Genomic DNA, 22,188 nt, shown 5'->3' on the forward strand with positions numbered 1-22,188 from the left:
GTATTATTCGAAAACCGCACCGGGGCTGTCGAGGCTGTCGGAGCCTTCAATCGCCACGTCATCCACGCCCAGGGTGGCGACGACGCGTTCGATGGTCTTGGTCTGGGCGATCAGGGCGTTCACCCCACCCATAACCAAAGCTTCGCCGCCCTTGTTGCCGCGGGCCATCATCTGGTCATAGGACATGCCTGCTTCGGCGGCGGTCTTCATCTGGCCAAGCTTGCGCATGGTGGTCGACAGGTTCAGCTGCATTTCCGCATCAAGATCGGCGTTCTCGGCGGCGACCAGATCGGACAGTGACGGGCCGGTGACCAACGTGCCATCGGTGCGTGCATAGGCACCAAGGTACACGTTTTGAATGCCCAAACCGTCGTAATAGTGGCTGTTGTGAGTGTTGTCCGAAAAGCAGTCTTGCTCTTCTTCGGGGTCGTTCAGCATCAGACCAAGGCGCATCCGTTCGCCCGCAAGTTCGCCGTAAGACAGCGACCCCATACCGGTCAGCATCGCCGAGATCGCGCCGTCTTCGTTTCCGGTCAGGGTGCTGCGTGCGGCACCGCCTTCGGCCCATTGTGCGACCATATACTCCAGATCTGACACGATCAGATCGGCTGCCGCCTTCAGGTATTGACCGCGGCGGTCGCAGTTGTCGTTGGTGCAATCATCGCCCGAGGCATAATCGGTCCAGTCCCGCGCACCGGCACCATGTTTCGTGCCGTTCAGATCCTGCCCCCACAGCAAGAATTCAACCGCGTGATAGCCCGAAGCAACGTTAGCCTCGTTGCCGTCGGCTTCGTGCAATGTCTCAGCGAGGAATTCAGGTGTGATTGTGCTGGCGTCTACCTCTGTTCCCGACAGCGTGAAGGTGGGGTTCGCGATGACGTTCAGCGCCGCGGCGGCGTTTTCGTCAGTGGCCCCGCCATAGGATGCGTCAACATAGTCGATCAGACCTTCGTCCAGCGGCCAGGCGTTCAGCTTGCCTTCCCAATCGTCCACGATGGGGTTGCCGAAACGGTAGGCTTCGGTCTGCTGGTAGGGCACCCGCGCCGCCAGCCAAGCTGTGCGGGCGGCTTGCATTGTGTCGGCGGACGGCTCTGCAATCAGGGCATCCACGGCGTCGACCAGCGCTTGGGCGGTGATCAGACTGTCGCCGTACGCGGCTTCGGCGATGTCGGCGTATGTGTCGATCACGTCGGCTTTCTCTACCGCGAGGGCGGGGGAGGCCAAGGTCAATGCAAGCACAGAGGTCATCAGACTGCGGGTCATACGGTCGGTTCCTTTTGACGGATCGCGCCTGCGGATGCTGCCGACGAAAGCGGGTCGACGGGCACTGCCGGAGGCATGGAAATCATGCGCAGCACCTGAAGAATATCGCGTGAAAGGTCAACCCGACAATTTTAGTAAGTTAAAATTTTTCCCGCTCACGTTTTCGGCATCGCACAAAAAATATGCGATGGTCCCAGAGCCTTAGACCACCAACCGTGCGCCTTGCGGCAGCGTCGGGTCAGCGGCGTTCAGGGCGTCAACTGCAAAGCCGGCAGCGGTTTTGTACTGTGCCATATACGCGGACCGCTCCGCGGCAGGTATGACATCGTCGATGCGGTCGAACGTCCCGCCGCAGCGGTCATTTACCATGTTCAACAACCCGAACGGGCCCGCCCCCCTGTTGCGTAGGATGAGGTCGGAAATAGGCCCGCAATAGGTGTCATCAAAGCTGCGCAGCGCGGCGGGTGTGACGCCTTGCTTTACCATAAGTGCACATAGGTTTCGGGCGTCCATGATCGCTTGGCTCGCGCCGTTTGATCCTGTGGGATACATCGCATGAGCGGCGTCCCCGATCAGGGCGACCGGACCGTCAACCCAAGTCGACACGGGATCACGGTCGATCATCGGGTTCTCGTATATCTCGGATGCGCCGCGCAGCAGGGCAGGCACGTCAAGCCAATCGTAGGTCCAGCCGTCGAAATGATGCGCAAAATCGGACAGCTGCGCGGGCTTGTACCAACCGCTTTTGCGCGCCTCGGTTTCATCCAGCGTTACCTCGGCGATCCAGTTGATCGTGGCAAAGCCGTCAGCGTCGGGTGCTGAAATCGGATAGATCACCATGCGCTGACGGTGATCGCCAAGCCCGACAAACGAAGACCCCGTACGCACCGGTTTCGCCCGCGACGTGCCGCGCCACATCAACGCGCCGCCCCAGTGGATCGGCGGCTGGTGCGGATGCATCTGCGCGCGCACGGCAGAGTGGATTCCGTCCGCGCCAATCAGCAACGTGCCCTCGGCAATGGAGTGTGATCCGTCGGTATGGTCGATGGTCGCGGTCACGCCGCCCTCTGGCAGGATGCTGTATCCGCTGATCTTGGCTCCCAGTTGCACCGCCTCTGGGCCGGCGCGGTCCACCAGCGTTTGATACAGCAGCATATGCAGCTGGCCCCGATGTGCGGCATATTGCGGCCAGCGGTACCCCGCGTCAGTGCCGCGCGGTTCGGCGTAAATCTCTTGCCCCTTTTGTCCGACCAGCGCCCATTCGCGTGCCGGCACACCGATCTTGTCCAGCTGGGCGGGGGTGAGCCCTAGATCAAAAAGTTCGCGCACGGCATTGGGTTGGATGTTGATCCCCACACCCAGAGGTTTCAGGGCGCGGACCTGTTCATATACCGTGCAGCGCACGCCAAGTTGATGCAGCGAGAGGGCCAGTGCAAGGCCGCCGATTCCGCCGCCTGCGATCAGGATATGGGGTTGGGTCATAGGACAGGTCCACTTTCGACTGAGGGGCGTTTCGTACTGCGACGAACGTCCTTTATCGACTGCTGAAAATCAATGGAATGTCGCAAGAAACTGAGGGCTGACCCCCGTCAGGCCGGAGTGCGAGACACTGCAACGGCGCATGGCCCTAGGCGTCGGTGGCCAAAGACCGCGCTAGGCGGATTCGAGCGTGGCCTGTTCAGCAATCAACGCTTCCGAGCTTTTGAGGAAATCATCCAGCCCAAAGATAATCTCGGTCGGGCAGCTGGCGATCTTGCCGCTGGGGCCATCAAGATGCGTGTCAATCGCGACCTCGTTGTCGCGCGCGATGGTGCCCAGATCGTCGAACCCCAAAGAACCGGCGGTGCCGGCGATCTGGTGCAGGATTCGGCGGGCTTCGGTCAGGTTGTCATTGATATCCTGCAAGGAGGTCCCCTCCCATGCGGCCAGCGCGTGTTCGGCCAGTGCACGTTGCCGCTGCTCTAGCATTTCGAGGAACCGCGCGCGGATACGCTCGATTCCCGGTAGCTCCAATTTCTGGTGCATCACGCCGTCCTCCCTACATTCCAAAAGTCGTTCTGGACCTTTTGGTAGTTGGCTGTGGCTTCTTCTGCAGAGACATGTGCCTCTGACAGCGCATCCATAACCGACGAATTCGTCTTCCACATCAAACGCACAGCCTTACCGGCACAGATACGCGGGTTGATATGCTCTCCACGGTTATCGAACAATTCGGTTTTTGCCAGCGAAATGTTGATATCATTTGCCAAAAGTCTGGGATCGGGGCGCCATCCGCTTTCGGTGATGCACACAAAAGTGCCACCGCCGGCATAGGACATCAGGAACTGGCACCCGTCGAGCGTGTCGGAAATAATCTCTCCGACATCGCTGAGCATGCTACAGAATTCGAAGTTCGACATGCTGCCGTGGAAATGTTCGACATCGCGGATATTAAAGGCAAAGCAGATCGACCCGAACAGATCGCTGCGCGACAGCTGCTGCACGTAGTTTTCAAGCGCCATGAATTCGATGAGGTTATTCACATCGTGGATCGCCATCGGTTCGTGCAGCTGCACCGCACGCTCAGGCTTGCCGTTGTGATGGGTGACCGCTTTGGCGGCGAAAATCTTGCTGGTGCGCGTGGCCAATCCTTCGACCGCACGTTCAACCAGTGACAGGCGCGCCTTAAGCTCGGTCATCTCGAATGGTTTGGTCACATAGTCCGTTGCACCCGCAGAGAAGGCAGCGTCGATGTAAGACTTTTCGGACATCGCGGTCAGCATCAAGATCGGCGCTTCGATGTATTGCTTCATTGAACGGATCTGGCTGGCCAGCTCGATGCCGTCGGTGACAGGCATCTGGATATCAAGTAGGAAGCTGTCAAACGGCGCGCGGGCGTTATCCTTGATCACCTGCAGGGCATCGGCTGCGCATTCGGCCGTGACCAGCGTGTGATCGGTCATGCCTTCAATGAAATGCGACAAAAGCTCTAGGATGATTGGGTCGTCATCTACCGCCAGAATTTTCATTTGTTTGCCTAACTACTTTTCCGCAACAGCTCGGTATGGCTGTTTCTGTTGCATTCAATCTGATGGCGAAACTTGTCATAATTGGGGCGATCTCGGTTTAATACTTAGGCATTTAATCCAATTCAAATTTCCTTTTACCTATTTAATAAGGGCGATGCAGCATTGGACGGAAACGCAGATGCGCGTGGAAGTCACATAGATGGCCAAGCGCCGGCCTGGGTTAAAAGGGGAATCGGCAACACGGAATCGCGCACGTAAAGCGTGCATCATTATCATCGACAACTCTGCCGGAAAGACGGGCATCAGGCTGGCGGGCTCACGTTTTTTTGTAGAGATAGTCGAATTGACACTTGGAGCGATATGCATCAGTGCGCTATATAATAAGGTAAACATATTATAAGCGGACACAACATGCGTACCACCATCAACCCCGATAGCTTTGGTTTCCTTATCAGCGACCTTGGTCGTCTTACCAGGGGTGTGTTCGAGCGCGAGATTGACGCAGCTGAACTGGCGGTTACGGCGGCAGAGGCCCGTGTGCTGGCGCATATGGCGCGGTGTGGTGCTACGCGACAGCATATGCTGGCAGAAAGTCTGGGGATGACCCCGATGAGCCTCACAGGGTTTCTGGATCGCCTCGAGGCAGCAGAGCTGATTGCCCGCACCGCTGATCCAAACGACCGCCGTGCCAAGATCGCGTCGCTCACCCCGCAGGCCAATGACGTTCTGTCGCAAATCGCACAGATTGGCGAGCGCGTAGAGGCCATCATCTCGGACGGGCTGACCCAAGAGCAATGGCAGACCTTTCATCAAACCGCGCTGACCCTGCGGCAAAATCTGGCCGCCTTGCGCGGGGTTTCTTGCAAGACCGAGGGCGCAAAATGACATCCCCTATTATGTCGGAACGACGGGTCAGCATGATTGGCGCCTTGCTGGTGGCAATCGGGCCTGTGTCGATGGCGCTATATACGCCAGCGATGACAGAGCTGGTGCGCGTGTTCGAGACGACGGAATCCGCAATCAAGCTGACGTTGACCCTGTATTTCGGTGGTTTCGCCTGTGCGCAATTGATTGCAGGGCCGCTGTCAGATGCGCTTGGTCGACGCCCAATTACGATTGCATTTATGGCACTATATTGTGTGGCCAGTGTCGCGGCGACCCTGTCGCCCACGGTCGAAGTCCTGATGGGCGCGCGCTTCTTGCAAGGGATAGGAGCCTCGGCGGGGATCGCGATTTCACGAGCATTGGTGCGTGATCTATTCACCGACGACCAATCCTCGCGGATCATGAACCTGATCGGCATTATTCTAGCGCTCGGGCCGGCGCTGGCACCTACGATCGGTGGTCTGATGTTGCCCCTCTTCGGGTGGCAGTCGATTTTCCTGCTTATGACCCTGATCGGTTTTCTTGTGATTTGGGTGGCGTTGTTCTCGATGAAGGAGACCGTGACCGCTGACCCGTCACGGTTGAATTTCAAAGCGCTCGGACGGACCTACAAGTCCTTGCTTGGCAATCCCCAGTTTATGACGGCCGCCTTAGTCATGGGCGGGGCCCTTGGCGCGCTGTATGCGCAGGCGACATTCCTGCCGTTCATCCTGATGGACGAGGTCGGGCTGACACCGGCGCAGTTCGGCGCCTCTATGCTGGCGCAATCGGGCAGCTTTTTTGCGGCGTCGCTTTTGGTGCGCCAGTTGATGGGCCGTTTTTCGGCAAACCGGCTTGTCGGGCCGGGGCTTGTGTTCGTGGCCTTGGGCAGTCTTGGGACTTTGACGCTGCTGCTATGGCCGCCCAGTTTCTTGCATGTGATGGTGCCCGTGGCGACCTATTCTTTTGGGATCGCCTTTGTGATGCCGGCGATGTCCACCGCAGCGCTGGCCCCGTTTGGGCGGTCGGCGGGGGCAGCTGCGTCGATGCTGGGCTTTATCCAGATGGGCTCGGGCCTGCTTGTTGGGTCAATCGGGGCGATGATGGGCAATGCCCTTTTGGCGATGGCGATACTAATCCCGATGATGGGGGCTATGGCCTGCATATCCTTTCTGATGTATCGCAAGCTACAGCCGCCGGCGTCACCGACGGGACCAGCGGCGACACGCGCGACCTGCGGGCCCAAGGTCGCCGCCCAAGCGCCGGTAACTGCGCCAGAAAAATAGGGCACGTCGCCTCCCAGAGACCGGCACCTCTGGTGCGATTTAAGATATGAATTGAAAAGACAGGATCGTCAGAATGAATTCCTTGATTTCCGGGCTGCGCCACGCAGTTCTTGCAACGGCTATTTGTGCGGTGTCTGTCCCCGCAGTGGCACAGCAGGCAGAGCGTCCACCCGCCGCTGTCACCGTTATGACCATGCAACCGCAGGACGTGCAGCTGGCCACCACTTTACCGGGACGCGTTGTGGCCTCTGCCGAGGCCGAGGTGCGGCCGCAAGTGGCTGGGATCGTCACCAAACGTCTATTTACCGAAGGCGAGCCTGTGGCAGAAGGCGATGTCCTTTTCACCATTGACCCAATCGCTTATGAGGCAGCGGTGGCACAGGCGCAGGCCTCGGTCGCGCAGGCTCAGGCGCAAGCCCGGTCAGCAGATCGAGAGGCCAAGCGCTTCGAGGAACTGTCGTCGCGCAATGTGGCCAGCGATCAGGCGCTTGATGCGGCGGTCGCAGCACGGGACGGCGCGGCGGCGTCGCTGCAGGCGGCGCAAGCTGGGTTGCAATCGGCCCAGATCGAACTGGACCACACGCAGGTCCGTGCCCGCCTGTCAGGCGAGATCGGGCGGTCGCTGACCAGCCCCGGTGCGCTGGTGACCAACAGCCAAGCCAGCCCTCTCGCTATCATTCGCAACATTGACCCCGTTTATGTCGATGTGACGCAATCGGCTGCAGAACTGCTTGATTGGCGGCGCGGCAATGCGGAAAAACGGCTGGGCGACACCCCGCGCGAGGTCAAGCTAACGCTGGCGGATGGCAGTATCTACGACCAGACCGGCACGTTGAACGCGGCCGAGCCGGACGTCGACCAGCAAACCGGCGTGGTCGTTCTACGAATGGGGTTTGCCAACCCTGACCGCCTGCTGCTGCCCGGGATGTATGTTCGCGTTGAAATGCCGACAGGGATCGCCAAGGGTGCGTTTCTTGTCCCGCAAGAGGCCGTGAGCCGCGACCGTCGTGGGCAGCCGCTGGCGATGGTGGTCAACGCCGACAATGTGGTCGAACAGCGCCTGCTGACGGTGCTACAGGACCGTGGATCGGACTGGATCGTGAGCGAGGGCCTATCGGCGGGGGACCGTGTAATCGTGATGGGCCTGCAAAAGGCTGCCCCTGGTGCCACTGTCACGCCCCAAGAACAAACCGCCCCCGACACCACGTCCAGGGACACCGCACCGGCACCCGCCGAATAACCAAAAGCCGGAGCGTTTTGCATGGCCCGTTTCTTTATTGACCGCCCTATCTTTGCGTGGGTCATTTCAATTTTCATCATGGGTATCGGCGTTTTGTCGATCCTCACCCTCCCCGTGGCGCAATATCCGCAGATCGCGCCGCCCTCCGTGGCCGTGCGTGCGTCCTATCCCGGGGCCTCGGCGCAGACGGTGGCCAATACGGTGACGCAGGTGATTGAACAGCAGATGACCGGTCTGGACGGGCTGCGCTATATCTCGTCGTCATCCACCAGCGCCGGCGGTGCCAGCATCACGCTGACCTTCGAGACCGGCACCGATGTCGATATCGCGCAGGTACAGGTGCAAAACAAACTGTCGCAAGCCTCTGCGTTGTTGCCAGAACCGGTGCAGCGTCAGGGCATCACGGTGCAAAAATCCTCTGCCGGATTCTTGATGGTGATCGGGCTGATTGGCGAGAACGGCCAATATGATGCCACCGATCTTGGCGACTACATGCAATCCAATCTGGTGAACGAGATCAGCCGCGTCGAAGGCGTGGGCAGCGTGCAGGTGTTCGGGGCGCAATACGCCATGCGCATCTGGCTTGACCCTGTAAAGCTCGCCGCGTTCGAGCTGACCCCATCCGACATCGTCGCCGCCGTTTCGGCCGAGAACGCGCAGATTTCGGCGGGGTCTTTTGGCAGCCGCCCCGCGGTCGAAGGGCAGGCGCTGAACGCGACGATCACGGCACAATCCCTGCTGACCAGTCCCGAGGATTTCCGCCAAATCGTGCTGCGTGCGGAAACCGACGGCGGGCTGGTGCTGCTGAATGATGTTGCGCGGGTAGAGATCGGTGCGGAAAGCTATGCCACAATCTCGCGCTATAACCGCAATGCCGCGACCGGCATGGCGGTCAGCCTCGCCCCCGGTGCCAACGCACTGGATACGGCTGCTGCCGTCGAACAGCGGATCGAGGAACTGTCGGCGTTCTTCCCCGACGGGGTCAGCTATGTTGTTCCCTTCGATACAACGCCTTTCGTCAAAATCTCTATCGAAGAGGTGATCAAGACCCTGATCGAGGCGATCGTGTTGGTGTTCATCGTTATGTATCTGTTCTTGCAGAACATTCGCGCCACGCTGATTCCGACGCTTGCTGTGCCGGTCGTGTTGCTGGGGACATTCGGCGTGCTGGCGGCCTTTGGGTTTTCGATCAACACGCTGACGATGTTGGGCATGGTGCTGGCGATTGGTCTGTTGGTGGATGACGCGATTGTTGTCGTCGAAAATGTCGAACGCATCATGGAACAGGAACACATCGGTCCGCTGGAAGCGACGCGCAAATCGATGGACCAGATCACCGGTGCCTTGATCGGCATCGCTGTGGTTTTGTCTGCGGTTTTCGTGCCGATGGCGTTTTTCCCCGGCTCGACGGGGGTGATCTACAAGCAGTTCTCGATCACCATCATCTCGGCCATGACATTGTCGGTGGTGGTGGCCCTGACGCTAACGCCGGCGCTCTGTGCGTCACTGCTTAGGCAGGGCAGCCACGAGAAGCGGCGCGGGTTCTTCGGCCTGTTCAACCGCGGTTTTGACAAGACGCTTGGTGGGTACACTGGCACGGTGGGCTGGCTGGTGCGCCGTCCGCTGCGGGTCGGGCTGGTCTATCTGGCGATCATCGCGGCGATGGTGTTCTTGTTCATGCGCACGCCCGCAGGGTTTCTGCCCGCCGAGGATCAGGGCACGCTGTTCACGCTGGTGCAGGCGCCCACGGGGGCGACGGCGGAACGCACGCTCGAGGTCATCAAGCAGGTCGAAAACTACTATCTGGAAAACGAGAGTGACGTCGTTGAATCCGTGTTCGGCGTGGTTGGCTTCAGCTTTGCGGGCCAAGGGCAAAACCTTGGTCTGGTCTTTGTACGGCTAAAAGACTGGGAGGAACGCACCGCAGCCGCGCAAAGCGTGCAGGCGGTGGCCGGTCGGGCGTTTGGTGCATTCAGCCAAATTCAGGACGCAATGGTGTTTCCCATTGTGCCACCCTCGGTCAGCCAGCTTGGCAATGTATCCGGCTTTGATTTCTATCTGCAAGGGCGCGGCGGGCAAAGCCACGAGCAATTGCTAGAGGCGCGTAACCAGCTGTTGGGAATGGCGGCGCAAAGCCCGCTCATCGCCTCCGCCCGCCCCAGCGGGCTAGAGGATGCGGCGCAGTTCAATCTGGATATCGACTGGCGCCGTGCCGGGGCGATGGGGGTCAGCGCCACGGATGTGGGCACGCTACTGACCATCGCTTGGGCGGGTCGCTATGTGAATGACTTTGTCGATGAAGGGCGGATCAAGCGGGTCTATGTGCAGGGCGAGGCCGCGGCGCGGGCGGTGCCTTCGGATCTTGAGAAATGGCGCGTGCGCAATGACAGCGGCGGGTTGGTGCCCTTCTCGAACTTTGCCGAAGGAAGCTGGGCTTACGGGCCGCAGGGGGTGAACCGCTATAACGGCATCCCCGCGATGCAAATTCAGGGGTCCCCCGCGCCGGGGGTCAGCACGGGCGAAGCCATCGCAGAGCTGGAACGTCTGGTGACGCAGTTGCCCCCAGGTTTCCAGATCGCGTGGACGGGTCTGTCGTTGGAAGAACAAGAAAGCGGCAATCAGGCACCGCTGCTGTATGGTCTGTCGCTGGCAGCGATTTTCCTTGCGCTGGCCGCGCTATATGAAAGCTGGTCGATCCCCTTTGCGGTGATGCTCGCGATGCCGATCGGTATCCTTGGGACGTTGACCGGTGCGTATCTGGGCGGGTTCGAAAATGGCGTCTTCTTTCAGGTGGGGCTGTTGACCGTCGTGGGTCTGACGGGCAAAAACGCGATCCTGATCGTCGAGTTTGCCCGTGACAGACGCCGAGAAGGCGAGAGCGTTTTTGACGCCGCCATTGATGCAGCACGGCAGCGGTTCCGCCCGATCATCATGACCTCTATGGCGTTTTCATTGGGGGTCTTGCCGCTGGTTCTTAGCACGGGTGCCGGGTCTGGCGGGCGTACGGCGATTGGGGCCGGTGTGCTGGCCGGTACGATTGCCGCGACCGTTCTGGGTGTGCTGTTCGTGCCCTATTTCTTTGCCATGGTGGCGCGTTTCACCGGCAAGGATCCGGCCAAGACCACCAACGATTAAGCCCGCATCACCAGTGATGAAAATCTGGCGGAGGTAGCTTTACATTATCTCCGCCTTTGGCATGTCGGGTCATTGACCCCGCGGTTTCGCGGGCTAGCTCGCCTCTCCAAGGGAAGCATCAGAATTCCACGCCATTCGCCAACAGTTTGAAGGAATAGCCAGCATGATCAACTTTACCCTGAACGGCAAAGAGGTAAGCGTTGACGCGCCCGACGACACGCCCCTTTTGTGGGTGCTGCGCGATGAGATGCGGCTGACTGGGACGAAATTTGGCTGTGGCATCGCCCAATGCGGTGCCTGCACCGTCGAGCTGAACGGTATGACACGTCGCAGCTGTGTCACCCCAATCTCGATGGTCGAGGGGTCTTATGTGACCACCATCGAAGCGGTCGAAGGTCGCGAAGCGCGCGCCGTACAGGCCGCATGGGAAGCGATTGACGTACCCCAGTGCGGTTGGTGTCAATCCGGACAGGTCATGAGCGCCACGGCCCTGCTGCGCGAGATCCCCAACCCCACGGACGAGGAGATCGACAATGCGATGGCCGGCAATATCTGCCGCTGCGCCACCTATGTCCGTATCCGCGCCGCGATCAAGAACGCCGCCAAAGAGCTGGAGGGTTAAGCCATGAACACTTCAAAGCTTTCCCGTCGCGGCTTTCTGTCAACCGCTTCTGCCGGTCTGGTGATCGGTGTTGTTCTGCCGGAAAAATCACGCGCCCAATCCGGTGCCGCGACCGCTTTTGATCCGTCGGCTGATCCGGCTACCTTCGCACCAAACGCATTTGTCCGCGTCGCGCCGGATGACACGGTGACGGTGCTGATCAAGCATATCGAATTCGGTCAGGGGCCAAACACCGGTCTCGCGACCTTGGTGGCCGAAGAGTTGGACGCCGACTGGTCGCAGATGCGCGCCGAAAGTGCACCGGCCAATGATGAACTTTATGCCAATTCCTTGTTCGGATTGCAGGGGACAGGCGGATCCACCGCGATGGCGAACAGCTATATGCAGATGCGCAAAGCCGGCGCGGCTGCGCGCGCGATGCTGGTGGATGCTGCCGCCGCCGAATGGGGCGTGCCCGCGTCTGAAATTACTGTGTCAAAGGGGCGCATTTCTCACGCCAAGGGCACCGAAGCGGGCTTTGGTGCCTTCGCTGAGAAAGCCGCGACTATGACGGCACCTGCGGAGCCCAAGTTGAAGCAGGCCAAGGATTTTATCCTGATCGGGACCGATGTGCCCAAGCTGGATACCCACGCCAAGACGACCGGCAAAGCGGAATACACGATGGATGTGTACCGCGACGGAATGGAGACCGTCGTCGTCGCCCACCCCGACAAGATGGGCGCTGTCGTGGCCAGCTTTGACGATACCGACGCACTGAAGGTCGCGGGCGTGATCGCGGTGCGTGAAATCCCGCATGGGGTCGCGGTCTATGCCAAGAACACCGGTGCCGCGCTCAAGGGGCGCGAGGCGTTGCGCGTGACGTGGGATGACAGCAAGGCCGAAACGCGGTCGAGCGAGCAAATCTATGCGGATTTCTCGCGTGCCGCTGCCGAAGGCGGCCGTGCCGCGGAAGAGGTTGGCGATGCTATGGCGGGGATCGACGGGGCCGTGCAGGTGATCGAGGCAGAATTCCACTTCCCCTATCTTGCCCATGCCGCGCTCGAGCCGCTGGATGCTGTTCTTGAAATGACCGATGGCAAGGCCGAACTCTGGATGGGCTCGCAGTTCCCGTCGCTCGATAAGCCGACGCTGGCAGCCACCTTGGGGATCAATCCGTCAGATGTGCAGATCAACGTAATGTTCGCGGGCGGCAGCTTTGGTCGCCGTGCGCAGCCTACGGCCCATGTCGCCGCTGAAGTCGCCGAGATCGCGAAAGCCGCAGGCGGCAACGGCGCGTGGAAGCTACTTTGGACGCGCGAAGATGACATGACCGGCGGCTATTATCGTCCGCTGACCGTGCACAAGATGAAGGGCGGCTTGGACGCAGACGGCAATATCGTCGGGTGGCATGACGTGGTGGTGAACCAGTCCATCATGGCCGGTGGTCCGATGGAAGCGATGATGAAAGACGGCATGGACCCGACCTCTTATGAGGGCGCGACGAAAATGCCATATGATCTGCCTGCGCTCAAGGTGGATTGGGTCCGGCAAGACAGCCCCGTGTCGGTGCTTTGGTGGCGTTCTGTCGGGCATTCGCACACCGGCTATGCGACCGAAGTTTTCCTCGATCAACTGCTTGAAGCAGGGGGCAAAGACCCCGTTCAGGGGCGTCTGGACCTGATGAAAGGCGACGCCGGTCGCGACCGTGGCGTATTGGAAAAAGTGGCCGAGCTTGCGGGCTGGGACGGTACCAAGGTCAAGGGGGATCGTGCCTACGGCGTCGCCGTGCACGAAAGCTTTAATACCTATGTGGCCCAGATCGTCGAAGTGTCGGATCAAGGCGGTTTCCCCAAGGTGCATAAGATCTGGTGCGCCGTCGACTGTGGTGTCGCCGTGAACCCCAATGTCATCCGTGCGCAGATCGAAGGTGGGGCCGGCTATGGTCTGGGCTCGGTGCTGTTCGACGAGGTCACCCTTGGCGAGGGCGGCACCATCGTTGAACGCAACTTTGACACCTACCGCATGCTGCGCATCAACGAGATGCCCGAGGTAGAAGTCGCCATCATCCAAAGCGACAATGACCCCACCGGCATCGGCGAACCCGGTCTGCCGCCCGTAGGACCAGCCGTCGCAAATGCATGGCGCGCCCTGACGGGGCAGGCTGTCACCAAACTGCCCTTTAGCAAATCCGTAGGAGTGTAAGTCATGAAAAATACGCTGAACATCATGGCCATCACTGCGCTGATGGCGGGCCCTGTTATGGCGGAAACCGTCAACGGTTTGCGCACCGTCAACGAGTTTGATGCCATCGAAGGGGAGGCCGAACGCTCCACCGCGCTGTTCGAGGAAATGATGGTGGTGATCGGACATCCGCGCTGCCTGAACTGTCACCCCGTCGATAACTCCCCCCGCCAAGGGATGGATATGCAGATGCACGAGCCCCCCGTTGTGCGCGGAGAGGCGGACTTTGGTGCGCCGGGCATGCGCTGCACCACCTGCCACGGTGAACAAAACTTTACCTTTGCCGCAGGGGGCGGGTCTATTCCCGGCCATACGCCTTGGCAGTTAGCGCCTATCGAAATGGGTTGGGTTGGTAAATCCGCCGCCGAGATTTGTGCCCAGATCAAGGACGAGGAACGCAATGGTGGCAAGACGCTGGAAGAGCTGCACGAGCATAACGCCGAAGACGGTCTGGTCGGTTGGGGATGGCATCCGGGCGAGGGACGCGAGCCCGCACCGGGCAGTCAGGAGATATTTGGCGAGCTGACCAAAGCCTGGATCGAGACGGGTGCAGCCTGCCCCGCGGGGTAATCCGCGCTCCACGAAAGCAAAGGGCCGCGCAGGGATGCGCGGCCCTTTGTCGTTCTGGTTGTGAACAATTAGTCTTTAAAAACAGCCAGCCCAAGCCATTCGGCCACCATCGCGGGTGTCTCAACGCCTTCGATCTCGATCGTTAGCAGGTTCTCGCGCAGCATATCGGTGGCGTTGCGCGCCGTGACCTTTTGCAGCGTAAACCGCCCCCGCAGGCGAGAGCCCGCTTTGACCGGTGTCAGAAACCGCAGCTTGTTCATGCCATAGTTGATGCCCATCACCTGTCCGGGCATCATATTAAAGCAATCATAGGCAAAGCGGCTGGCGAGCGACAGGGTCAGGAACCCGTGCGCGATGGTCCCGCCAAAGGGTGTTTCCGCCGCCGCGCGTTCAGGGTCGATGTGGATCCACTGCATATCATGGGTGGTTTTGGCGAATTGGTCGATCATCTCTTGATCCACCGTGATCCAATCAGAGACACCGACCTCGGTCCCGATCAGCGTTTCACTATGGGCAAACGCCTCTTTCAGTGCAGACATTGGTAATGCTCCTTCAGGATGGGTCAGCGGCAACACGCACCATGCGCTTACCTTTGTTTTCACCGGCCAGCAGACCGATCAACGCCTGTGGCGCGTTTTCCAGTCCGTCGATGATATCTTCGGTTACCTTGATCTGCCCCGCATCGACCCAGGTCTGCAACGCGCGCAGCGCCTTGGCGTCGTTCTGGGTCCAGTCCATCACGATGAACCCCTCCATCCGCAGACGTTTGACCACGACCAAACCGGGCAGGTTGCGCGGGCCGGTGGGGGTTTCCGTGTCATACTGGCTGACAGCACCACAGCAGACGATGCGGCCCTTTTCGTTCATCGCAAACAACGCCGCCTCGAGCACGGTGCCACCGACGTTGTCGAAATAGACATCCACGCCGTCGGGGCAGGCAGCGCGCAGGGCTTTGGACATGCCGGGGGCACGGTAGTCGATGCAGGCGTCAAAGCCCAATTCTTCCGTCACCCATTTGCATTTTTCCGCCCCACCGGCGATGCCCACGACCCGACAGCCAAGCGCCTTGGCGATCTGGCCGACATAGCCACCGACCGACCCTGCGGCTGCCGACACCAGCACGGTTTCACCCGCGACCGGTTGCCCGACCGAGATCAGCCCGTGATAGGCGGTTTTGCCCGCGATGCCGTAGACGGACATCAGGTTCGACAACTGCGGCACCTTTGGCAGCTTCTCGCATTTGCGCGCATCGGCGACGACAAAGTTCGACCAAGTCGCCTCGGACGCGACGATATCGCCCACGGCCAGACGGTCGCTGTTGCTTTCGACGACTTCGCAGATGGCATAGGTCGGCATGGCGTCGCCCGCATTTACAGCGGCGCGGTAGGTGGCCCCCTTCATCCACGACCGGTTGGCCGCGTCGATGGACATCAGGATCACCTTGAGCAGCACCTGACCGTCGCCCGCTACGGGCATATCAGCTGTGGTCTGCCTGAAGTGCTCAGCTGTCAGCGAATCGCTGGGCAGCTCTGCGATAACAATTTGTGTGTTGGTCATTTTGGTTGTCCTTCCTGATTATTGAACATCCAAAACGACTTTGCCCTGCACCTTGCGGTCTTGCATCAGGTTCAGCGCGTCGGCGGCTTTCTCCAGCGGGAAGCGGGCCGAGATGCGCGGTTTGATCTGACCGTCAGCATACATGCGGAACAGATCGGCCATGTTTTCGGCATGTACCTTGGGTTCACGTGCCGTATGCGCGCCCCAGAAAACACCCATGATCTGCGAGCCTTTCAGCAACGTCAGGTTCAGTGGGATTTTGGGGATGCCAGCGGGGAAGCCTACGACCAGATAGCGGCCTTTCCAGGCCAGCGCGCGCACAGCGGGTTCTGCATAGGCACCGCCGACGGCGTCATAGACCACATCGACGCCTTCGCCGCCCGACAGCTTCTTGATCTCGTCCGAGAAGGCTTTTTGCGTGGCGCGGTCATCCATGTCGCGGCTATAGATGATCGTTTCATCGGCGCCTAAATCACGACAGAACTGCGCTTTTTCTTCCGACGATACCGCGGCGATGACCCGCACGCCCGAAGCTTTGGCCAGTTCGATCGCGGCGGCACCGACACCACCCGCAGCGCCCATGATCAGCAAAGATTCGCCGGGCTGGATTTCGGCCCGGTTTTTTAGGGCGTGATGTGAGGTCCCATAGGTCAGAACCAGACATGACGCTTCGTCATATGGCATCGCGTCGGGGATCTTCATGACCCTTTCCGCGTCAACAATGATGTCTGTCGCAAAGCCGCCAAAGCCGGTCATTGCCAGCACGCGGTCGCCGACTGTAACGTTGGAAACGCCCTCTCCCACGGCGTCCACATCGCCGGCAACTTCACCACCTGGGGCAAAGGGGCGTTGCGGCTTCATCTGGTAAAGATCCTTGATAATCAAGGTGTCAGGGAAGTTCAGCCCCGCCGCACGCACACGGATTCGGACCTGACCTTTCTTGGGTTCGGGCTGTGGTAGCTCGGTCAGTTCCAGTGTTTCGGGGCCGCCGGGGGCAGTGCTAAGCATGGCTTTCATCGGGTCTTTCCTCCTCTAGAATTTGCAAAGCAATAGGCGCGTTCAGAAACTGTCTTGTCAATCGAATTTCGAAATGCAATTTTGCAGTGCGGAATTGGAGTTCGCAAAACGAGGGGGGAGATAAGATGCAGTCCGAACAGGAACTGGAGGGTTTCCGCGCGGAGTTGCGCGATTGGCTTGAGGCAAACTGCCCAGCCGAAATGCGCGGCGGTGAGCCGAGTGAAGCATCGATATGCTGGGGTGGCAAGAATTTTGAGTTCGAATCCGACGCGCAACGCGTCTGGTTAGAGCGCGCCGCGTCCAAGGGCTATACCGTGCCCACATGGCCCGTCGAATACGGCGGGGCAGGGATGAACCGCGCGCAAGAAAAGATTTTCAAAGAAGAGATGGACCGGATCGAGGCGCGCAACCCGTTGCAAAGCTTTGGTATCTGGATGCTTGGGCCCGCCTTGCTGCACTTTGGCACGCATGAGCAGAAACTGCATTATTTGCCCCCGATCGCACGTGGTGAAGTCCGCTGGTGTCAGGGCTATTCCGAGCCAGGGGCAGGGTCGGATCTGGCCAGTGTCCAGACCAAGGGCGAAGACAAGGGCGACCATTGGCTGGTGAACGGCCAGAAAATATGGACCTCTTATGCCGACAAAGCCGACTGGATTTTTGCGCTGATCCGCACGGATCGTGATGCATCCAAGCATAACGGCATTTCCTTTCTGCTGATCGACATGGAAGACGACGGCGTCGAAACCCGCCCGATCAAACTGATTTCCGGTGCGTCCGTGTTCTGCGAAACGTTCTTTACCAATGTGAAGGTGCCCAAGGACCGCATCGTTGGCGAAGAGAACCGCGGTTGGGATGTTGCAAAATATCTGCTGACCCACGAGCGCGAGATGATCTCGGGCGGGGGGCAGGGCCTTTCGGGCGGTCGCGCACTTGGTGCGGTGCTGAACGAATCTTTGGCCGAAGGGCAAGAGATGGACACCGTGCTGCGCGCTGACGCGATGCGCTGCGAGGTTGACGCGCTTGCCATTGGGCTCACGCTTGAACGCTACAAAGACCAAGCCGAAGCAGGCACTGGCGCAGGCAATGCGTCCGCGATGCTGAAATACATGGGCACAGAGCTGAACATGCAGCGCCATGAATTGCTGATGGCCGCTGGCGGCAGCGATGCGCTGGAATGGGACGGGCCGTTGGGCAACCGCCCGGCGGACTGGCTGCGCACTAAGGCCAATTCAATCGAAGGCGGCACAAGCGAGGTGATGCTGAGCATTATCTCCCGCCGCGTGCTTGGGCTTCCGGGGTAAGATCATGGTAAAATTAGTATTGACAGAAGACGAAACCATGCTGGTCGACGCAGCGCGCGGTTTCCTTGATAAATCCGCCCCCGTCAAAGCATTCCGCGACCTGCGCGATGCGGGCAAAACGTATGACGCCAAGATGTGGAAAGAGATGGCCGCGATGGGATGGGCCGGTGTGCTGGTTCCTGAAAGCGCAGGTGGTGTCGATATGGGCCATGCTGCTGCGGGAATTCTGGCGCAAGAAATGGGCAAGACGCTGGCCGTGAGCCCCTTTCTTTCGACAGCGGTGATCGCCGCAACAGCCCTGCGCAACGTCAGCGACGCGCGCGCCGAAGCTGCACTCGCCAAGATTGCCAGCGGTGACGCGACTTATGCGCTGGCGGTGGATGAGACATCGAAGTTTGACCCAAACGCCACCGCGATGGTTGCCACATCCGAAGGCAACGGTTTCCGCCTGACGGGCAAGAAGACCTTTGTCGTCGATGGTGCCTTGGCAGACCGGTTGCTGGTGCTGGCCAAGACCGACAATGGGTTGACCCTGTTCGACATTCCCGCAGACCGTGCAGGCATCACGCGCAATGCGCAGAACATGATCGACGCACGCGATTCTGCGCGGATCGACTTCGACAATGTCGAAGCGACGGGCGATGATGTGCTGGGTCAGGTCGATGACGCCATGACCGTGCTCAAACCCGCGATAGAGGCAGGACAGGCCGCACTGGCCGCTGAAATGGCCGGCGTCGCTGCGGGGGCGTTCGGGATGACCGTTGGGTATCTGAAAGAGCGCAAACAATTCGGCACGTTGATCGGCACTTTCCAAGCCTTGCAACACCGCGCCGCCCACTTGTGGTGCGAGATCGAAGTCACCGCCTCTGCCGTGTTGCACGCGGGGCGCAAGCTCGACGAAGATCCCGATAATGTCACCATGGCTGTATCGCTCGCCAAGGCCCGCGCGACATCGACGGCCAAGCTGGCGGTGATCGAAGGGGTACAGATGCACGGCGGGATCGGCATGACCGATGCTTTCGACATCGGATTTTACATGAAGCGCGCCCGCGTTGGCGCCGAATGGCTGGGGGACTACGGCTATCACGCCGCCCAAGTTGCCAAGCACAGAGGATTCTAAGTCATGGATATTCAGACACTTTTCGGGCTCGAGGGCAAAACCGCGCTGGTCACAGGCGGGGCGACCGGGATTGGCCGGATGGCGGCCGAGGCGCTGGTGCGCGCCGGTGCCCGCGTGTTGATCGCCAGCCGTAAGGGCGAGGCCTGCGAAGCCGTAGCGAAAGAGCTGAACGCGCTCGGGGCCTCTGGCTCAGCCGAGGGGTTCGCGGGCGATGTAGGCACCGAAGAAGGTGTCGACGCGATGGTTGCAGCCGTGAAGGAACGCACCCAGAGCCTCGATATTTTGATGAACAACGCGGGTATCACTTGGGGCGCACCTTTGGGTGACTTTCCGTTCAAGGCCTGGGGCAAGGTCATGGACGTGAATGTCGCGGGTCTGTTCGATCTGACGCAAAAGCTGCTGCCGCTGCTTAAGGTAAACGCGACGATCGAAGATCCGGCGCGGGTGGTGAATGTCGGGTCGGTGATGGGTGAACGCGAGATGGGCGACGGTGCCTACAGCTATTCTGCCTCGAAGGCCGCGGTGATCCACCTGAGCAAGATCCTTGCCAAGGAACTGGCGGGCGATGCAATCACGGTGAATGCATTGGCCCCCGGACCTTTCGTATCGCGCATGACCGCTTTTGCGACCCATGACGAAGGCATGCGCAGCAAGGTGGGCGACGACGTGCCCTTGCGCCGCGTCGGGACCGATACGGATATCGCGGGCTGCATGCTGTTTCTATGCGGCAAGGGCGGGGCCTATATCACAGGTGCCGTGGTGCCTGTCAGCGGCGGTATCAATGTGATGAGCGGGCCTAACATCTTTGAACAAGCACTGCACTAAGGGGCGATGATGGAAATTCGTTTTGACAATCGCGTGGCCATTGTTACCGGCGCAGGCACGGGACTGGGGCGCAGCCATGCGCTTGGTCTCGCGGCACGCGGTGCCAAGGTTATGGTCAATGATCTAGGGGTGACAACCGACGGGCAGGGGGCATCCTCGGCTGCTGCCGAAGCGGTCGCGCAAGAAATCCGCGACGCGGGCGGCGAGGCGATGGCGCATGGCTGCGATGTGTCGGACGAGGCAGGCGTCAAGGATATGGTCGCACAGGTCATGGACGCCTGGGGCCGCATCGACATTGTGGTGAACAACGCAGGCATCTTACGGGACAAAACGTTCTCGAAAATGGAGATGTCGGATTTCCGCAAGGTCGTCGACGTGCATCTGATCGGGTCTGCGAATGTGACCCATGCCTGCTGGCCGATCATGCGCCAACAAAAATACGGGCGCATTGTGCTGACATCCTCGGCGTCGGGGCTGTATGGCAACTTTGGCCAGTCCAACTATGGCGCGGCCAAAGCGGCGATGATGGGGCTGATGAACGTGCTGCATCTGGAAGGCGCGCGCGACAATATCCGCGTCAACACGCTTGCCCCCACAGCGGCCACACGGATGACCGCCGACCTGCTGCCCGAACAGGCGCAGGCGTTGCTGGCGCCTGAAACCATCACCCCCGGCCTGCTGTACCTCGTCAGCGAGGACGGCCCCAGCCGCGTGATCCTTGGGGCAGGGGCAGGCGGGTTCGCTCAAACCCGTATTTACGAAACGGAAGGCGTGACCTTGACCGGCGACGAGAATACCCCTGAAGGTGTCGCATCCGCTTTCGACAAAATCACCGACGAGACAGGCCAGCAAGAGCTGACCGATGCCTTTAGTCAAACGAAGAAATACGCTCTCAATTCAGCCAAGGCCCAAGGTCTTGATCTGGATTGGGGCTAACAGACGAAATTTCAAAGGGAGATCACCATGCGTGACGCAGTAATCGTATCCACAGCCCGTACCCCGATCGGCAAAGCCTATCGCGGTGCGTTCAACGCAACCACACCACAAGCGCTTGCCGCGCACGCCATCGAGCACGCCGTGAAGCGCGCCGGGCTTGACGGGTCGGAAATCTCTGACTGCGTTATCGGGTCGGCATTGCAACAGGGCCATCAGGCGGGCAACATTGCACGTCAAGCCGCCATTCGCGCGGGTCTGCCGGTGACCGTTGCAGGCATGTCGCTGGACCGTCAGTGTGCCTCGGGCATGATGGCAATTGCCACCGCGGCCAAGCAGGTTATCACCGACGGCATGGATATTGTCATCGGCGGCGGCGTCGACAGCATTTCCATGGTGCAAACACCAGAGATGCGCGTCAGCGCCGACCCTTGGCTCAAGCAGAACAAGCCCGAAATCTATATGACCATGCTGGAAACAGCTGAAAACGTGGCCGAGCGCTATAACGTCAGCCGCGAAGCGCAAGACGAATACGCAGCACGCAGCCAAGAGCTGACGCACCAAGCGCAGCAGGCGGGCCGTTTTGACGACGAGATCGTCGGAATGACCACCACAATGATGGTTCAGGACAAAGCCACCAAAGAGATTTCCAAGCACGAAGTTACGTTGGAAAAAGATGAGGGCAACCGTCCTGGCACCACGGCCGAAAGCCTTGCAGGTCTGAAGCCTGTGTTCAAAGACGGTATCCACCTGCCCGAAGGCAAGTTCATCACCGCGGGTAACGCCTCGCAGCTCTCCGATGGCGCATCTGCCGCCGTGGTCATGGAAGCCAAGGAAGCCGAACGCCGCGGTCTTCAGCCACTGGGCCGCTACGTTGGTGTGATGGCCGCAGGCTGCGAGCCTGACGAGATGGGTATCGGTCCGATCTATGCCGTGCCAAAGCTGCTGGAAGCGCATGGGCTGAAGATCGAGGACATCGGTCTGTGGGAATTGAACGAAGCCTTCGCCTGCCAGGTTATCGCCTCGCGCGACAAGCTGGGCATCCCGGACGAGCTGTTGAACGTGGACGGCGGCGCGATTTCGATCGGTCACCCCTACGGCATGTCGGGCGCGCGCATGGTTGGCCACGCGCTGATCGAAGGCAAGCGTCGCGGTGCCAAATATGTTGTCTGCACCATGTGTGTCGGTGGCGGCATGGGCGCTGCTGGCCTCTTCGAGGTTCTGTAA

The 22,188-nt window shown here is 60.0% G+C and carries 19 protein-coding genes; 12 read left to right on the forward strand and 7 right to left on the reverse strand.

From position 1 onward, the window contains the following. Positions 1–3: 3 nt before the first annotated feature. The 4 genes from BLQ98_RS08455 to BLQ98_RS08470 all read right to left on the reverse strand — a co-directional run bounded on the left by BLQ98_RS08455 (position 4) and on the right by BLQ98_RS08470 (position 4,271). Entirely contained in the window at positions 4–1,263 is a 1,260-nt protein-coding gene (locus BLQ98_RS08455) for an imelysin family protein (RefSeq protein WP_093732912.1), read from the reverse strand. 201 nt (positions 1,264–1,464) lie between these two features. Next, positions 1,465–2,745, reverse strand: coding sequence for a flavin-dependent oxidoreductase (locus tag BLQ98_RS08460; RefSeq protein WP_093732913.1), 1,281 nt, complete (start codon positions 2,743–2,745; stop codon positions 1,465–1,467). 171 nt (positions 2,746–2,916) lie between these two features. Then, positions 2,917–3,288 carry an Hpt domain-containing protein gene (locus tag BLQ98_RS08465; RefSeq protein ID WP_093732914.1) on the reverse strand — a complete coding sequence of 124 codons (372 nt, stop codon included), beginning with the start codon at positions 3,286–3,288 and terminating at the stop codon, positions 2,917–2,919. After that, a complete protein-coding gene (locus BLQ98_RS08470) occupies positions 3,288–4,271 on the reverse strand; it encodes a response regulator (RefSeq protein WP_093732915.1) in 984 nt (327 codons plus the stop codon). Before BLQ98_RS08470 ends, BLQ98_RS08465 begins: the two co-directional genes overlap by 1 nt. 411 nt (positions 4,272–4,682) lie before the next feature. On the opposite strand from BLQ98_RS08470, the gene BLQ98_RS08475 reads away from it, so the two are divergent. From BLQ98_RS08475 to BLQ98_RS08505, 7 genes are all read left to right on the forward strand, one after another. Continuing rightward, entirely contained in the window at positions 4,683–5,156 is a 474-nt protein-coding gene (locus BLQ98_RS08475; protein ID WP_093732916.1) for a MarR family winged helix-turn-helix transcriptional regulator, read from the forward strand. Then, on the forward strand, positions 5,153–6,421 hold the full coding sequence (locus tag BLQ98_RS08480) for a multidrug effflux MFS transporter (RefSeq protein WP_093732917.1): 1,269 nt from the start codon (positions 5,153–5,155) through the stop codon (positions 6,419–6,421). The genes BLQ98_RS08475 and BLQ98_RS08480 overlap by 4 nt, the downstream gene beginning before the upstream one ends. Positions 6,422–6,494: 73 nt before the next feature. Next, positions 6,495–7,661, forward strand: a complete 1,167-nt coding sequence (locus BLQ98_RS08485) for an efflux RND transporter periplasmic adaptor subunit (RefSeq protein WP_093732918.1) — start codon at positions 6,495–6,497, stop codon at positions 7,659–7,661. A 21-nt stretch (positions 7,662–7,682) separates the two neighbouring features. Continuing rightward, a complete protein-coding gene (locus BLQ98_RS08490) occupies positions 7,683–10,796 on the forward strand; it encodes an efflux RND transporter permease subunit (RefSeq protein WP_093732919.1) in 3,114 nt (1,037 codons plus the stop codon). 163 nt (positions 10,797–10,959) lie between these two features. Then, a complete protein-coding gene (locus tag BLQ98_RS08495) occupies positions 10,960–11,418 on the forward strand; it encodes a (2Fe-2S)-binding protein (protein ID WP_093732920.1) in 459 nt (152 codons plus the stop codon). Positions 11,419–11,421: 3 nt separating this feature from the next. Further along, entirely contained in the window at positions 11,422–13,599 is a 2,178-nt protein-coding gene (locus BLQ98_RS08500) for a xanthine dehydrogenase family protein molybdopterin-binding subunit (RefSeq protein WP_093732921.1), read from the forward strand. 3 nt (positions 13,600–13,602) lie between these two features. Beyond that, a complete protein-coding gene (locus BLQ98_RS08505; RefSeq protein ID WP_093732922.1) occupies positions 13,603–14,208 on the forward strand; it encodes an Isoquinoline 1-oxidoreductase subunit in 606 nt (201 codons plus the stop codon). Between the two features lie 68 nt (positions 14,209–14,276). Here the strand turns inward: BLQ98_RS08505 and BLQ98_RS08510 are convergent, their stop codons facing one another. The 3 genes from BLQ98_RS08510 to BLQ98_RS08520 are packed head-to-tail and all read right to left on the reverse strand — an operon-like array spanning position 14,277 to position 16,782. Continuing rightward, positions 14,277–14,747, reverse strand: a complete 471-nt coding sequence (locus tag BLQ98_RS08510; RefSeq protein ID WP_093732923.1) for a MaoC family dehydratase — start codon at positions 14,745–14,747, stop codon at positions 14,277–14,279. A gap of 13 nt (positions 14,748–14,760) precedes the next feature. After that, a complete protein-coding gene (locus tag BLQ98_RS08515; protein ID WP_093732924.1) occupies positions 14,761–15,765 on the reverse strand; it encodes an NADP-dependent oxidoreductase in 1,005 nt (334 codons plus the stop codon). A gap of 18 nt (positions 15,766–15,783) precedes the next feature. Then, on the reverse strand, positions 15,784–16,782 hold the full coding sequence (locus BLQ98_RS08520) for an NADPH:quinone oxidoreductase family protein (RefSeq protein WP_093732925.1): 999 nt from the start codon (positions 16,780–16,782) through the stop codon (positions 15,784–15,786). A gap of 125 nt (positions 16,783–16,907) precedes the next feature. Between BLQ98_RS08520 and BLQ98_RS08525 the strand changes: the two genes are divergently transcribed. From BLQ98_RS08525 to BLQ98_RS08545, 5 genes are read left to right on the forward strand one after another with little or no spacing between them, the layout of a single operon-like run. Then, positions 16,908–18,083 (forward strand): acyl-CoA dehydrogenase family protein, encoded by a 1,176-nt coding sequence (locus tag BLQ98_RS08525; protein WP_093732926.1) that lies wholly within the window; start codon positions 16,908–16,910, stop codon positions 18,081–18,083. Between the two features lie 4 nt (positions 18,084–18,087). After that, on the forward strand, positions 18,088–19,203 hold the full coding sequence (locus tag BLQ98_RS08530) for an acyl-CoA dehydrogenase family protein (protein WP_244148397.1): 1,116 nt from the start codon (positions 18,088–18,090) through the stop codon (positions 19,201–19,203). 3 nt (positions 19,204–19,206) lie between these two features. Further along, positions 19,207–20,028: an SDR family oxidoreductase gene (locus BLQ98_RS08535; RefSeq protein WP_093732928.1), complete on the forward strand. Its 822-nt coding sequence runs from the start codon at positions 19,207–19,209 to the stop codon at positions 20,026–20,028. Between the two features lie 9 nt (positions 20,029–20,037). Continuing rightward, positions 20,038–20,964, forward strand: coding sequence for an SDR family NAD(P)-dependent oxidoreductase (locus BLQ98_RS08540; protein ID WP_093732929.1), 927 nt, complete (start codon positions 20,038–20,040; stop codon positions 20,962–20,964). Between the two features lie 27 nt (positions 20,965–20,991). Next, positions 20,992–22,188 (forward strand): acetyl-CoA C-acyltransferase, encoded by a 1,197-nt coding sequence (locus BLQ98_RS08545; RefSeq protein ID WP_093732930.1) that lies wholly within the window; start codon positions 20,992–20,994, stop codon positions 22,186–22,188.

This window comes from Sulfitobacter litoralis (assembly GCF_900103185.1).
GTDB classification, from domain to species: Bacteria; Pseudomonadota; Alphaproteobacteria; order Rhodobacterales; family Rhodobacteraceae; genus Sulfitobacter; species Sulfitobacter litoralis.

Excerpts from the sequence above, each read along its gene's own strand:
- BLQ98_RS08455 (WP_093732912.1), bottom strand. The coding sequence starts at position 1,263 with ATGACCCGCAGTCTGATGACCTCTGTGCTTGCATTGACCTTGGCCTCC.
- BLQ98_RS08460 (WP_093732913.1), bottom strand. The coding sequence starts at position 2,745 with ATGACCCAACCCCATATCCTGATCGCAGGCGGCGGAATCGGCGGCCTT.
- BLQ98_RS08465 (WP_093732914.1), bottom strand. The coding sequence starts at position 3,288 with ATGCACCAGAAATTGGAGCTACCGGGAATCGAGCGTATCCGCGCGCGG.
- BLQ98_RS08470 (WP_093732915.1), bottom strand. The coding sequence starts at position 4,271 with ATGAAAATTCTGGCGGTAGATGACGACCCAATCATCCTAGAGCTTTTG.
- BLQ98_RS08475 (WP_093732916.1), top strand. The coding sequence starts at position 4,683 with ATGCGTACCACCATCAACCCCGATAGCTTTGGTTTCCTTATCAGCGAC.
- BLQ98_RS08480 (WP_093732917.1), top strand. The coding sequence starts at position 5,153 with ATGACATCCCCTATTATGTCGGAACGACGGGTCAGCATGATTGGCGCC.
- BLQ98_RS08485 (WP_093732918.1), top strand. The coding sequence starts at position 6,495 with ATGAATTCCTTGATTTCCGGGCTGCGCCACGCAGTTCTTGCAACGGCT.
- BLQ98_RS08490 (WP_093732919.1), top strand. The coding sequence starts at position 7,683 with ATGGCCCGTTTCTTTATTGACCGCCCTATCTTTGCGTGGGTCATTTCA.
- BLQ98_RS08495 (WP_093732920.1), top strand. The coding sequence starts at position 10,960 with ATGATCAACTTTACCCTGAACGGCAAAGAGGTAAGCGTTGACGCGCCC.
- BLQ98_RS08500 (WP_093732921.1), top strand. The coding sequence starts at position 11,422 with ATGAACACTTCAAAGCTTTCCCGTCGCGGCTTTCTGTCAACCGCTTCT.
- BLQ98_RS08505 (WP_093732922.1), top strand. The coding sequence starts at position 13,603 with ATGAAAAATACGCTGAACATCATGGCCATCACTGCGCTGATGGCGGGC.
- BLQ98_RS08510 (WP_093732923.1), bottom strand. The coding sequence starts at position 14,747 with ATGTCTGCACTGAAAGAGGCGTTTGCCCATAGTGAAACGCTGATCGGG.
- BLQ98_RS08515 (WP_093732924.1), bottom strand. The coding sequence starts at position 15,765 with ATGACCAACACACAAATTGTTATCGCAGAGCTGCCCAGCGATTCGCTG.
- BLQ98_RS08520 (WP_093732925.1), bottom strand. The coding sequence starts at position 16,782 with ATGAAAGCCATGCTTAGCACTGCCCCCGGCGGCCCCGAAACACTGGAA.
- BLQ98_RS08525 (WP_093732926.1), top strand. The coding sequence starts at position 16,908 with ATGCAGTCCGAACAGGAACTGGAGGGTTTCCGCGCGGAGTTGCGCGAT.
- BLQ98_RS08530 (WP_244148397.1), top strand. The coding sequence starts at position 18,088 with ATGGTAAAATTAGTATTGACAGAAGACGAAACCATGCTGGTCGACGCA.
- BLQ98_RS08535 (WP_093732928.1), top strand. The coding sequence starts at position 19,207 with ATGGATATTCAGACACTTTTCGGGCTCGAGGGCAAAACCGCGCTGGTC.
- BLQ98_RS08540 (WP_093732929.1), top strand. The coding sequence starts at position 20,038 with ATGGAAATTCGTTTTGACAATCGCGTGGCCATTGTTACCGGCGCAGGC.
- BLQ98_RS08545 (WP_093732930.1), top strand. The coding sequence starts at position 20,992 with ATGCGTGACGCAGTAATCGTATCCACAGCCCGTACCCCGATCGGCAAA.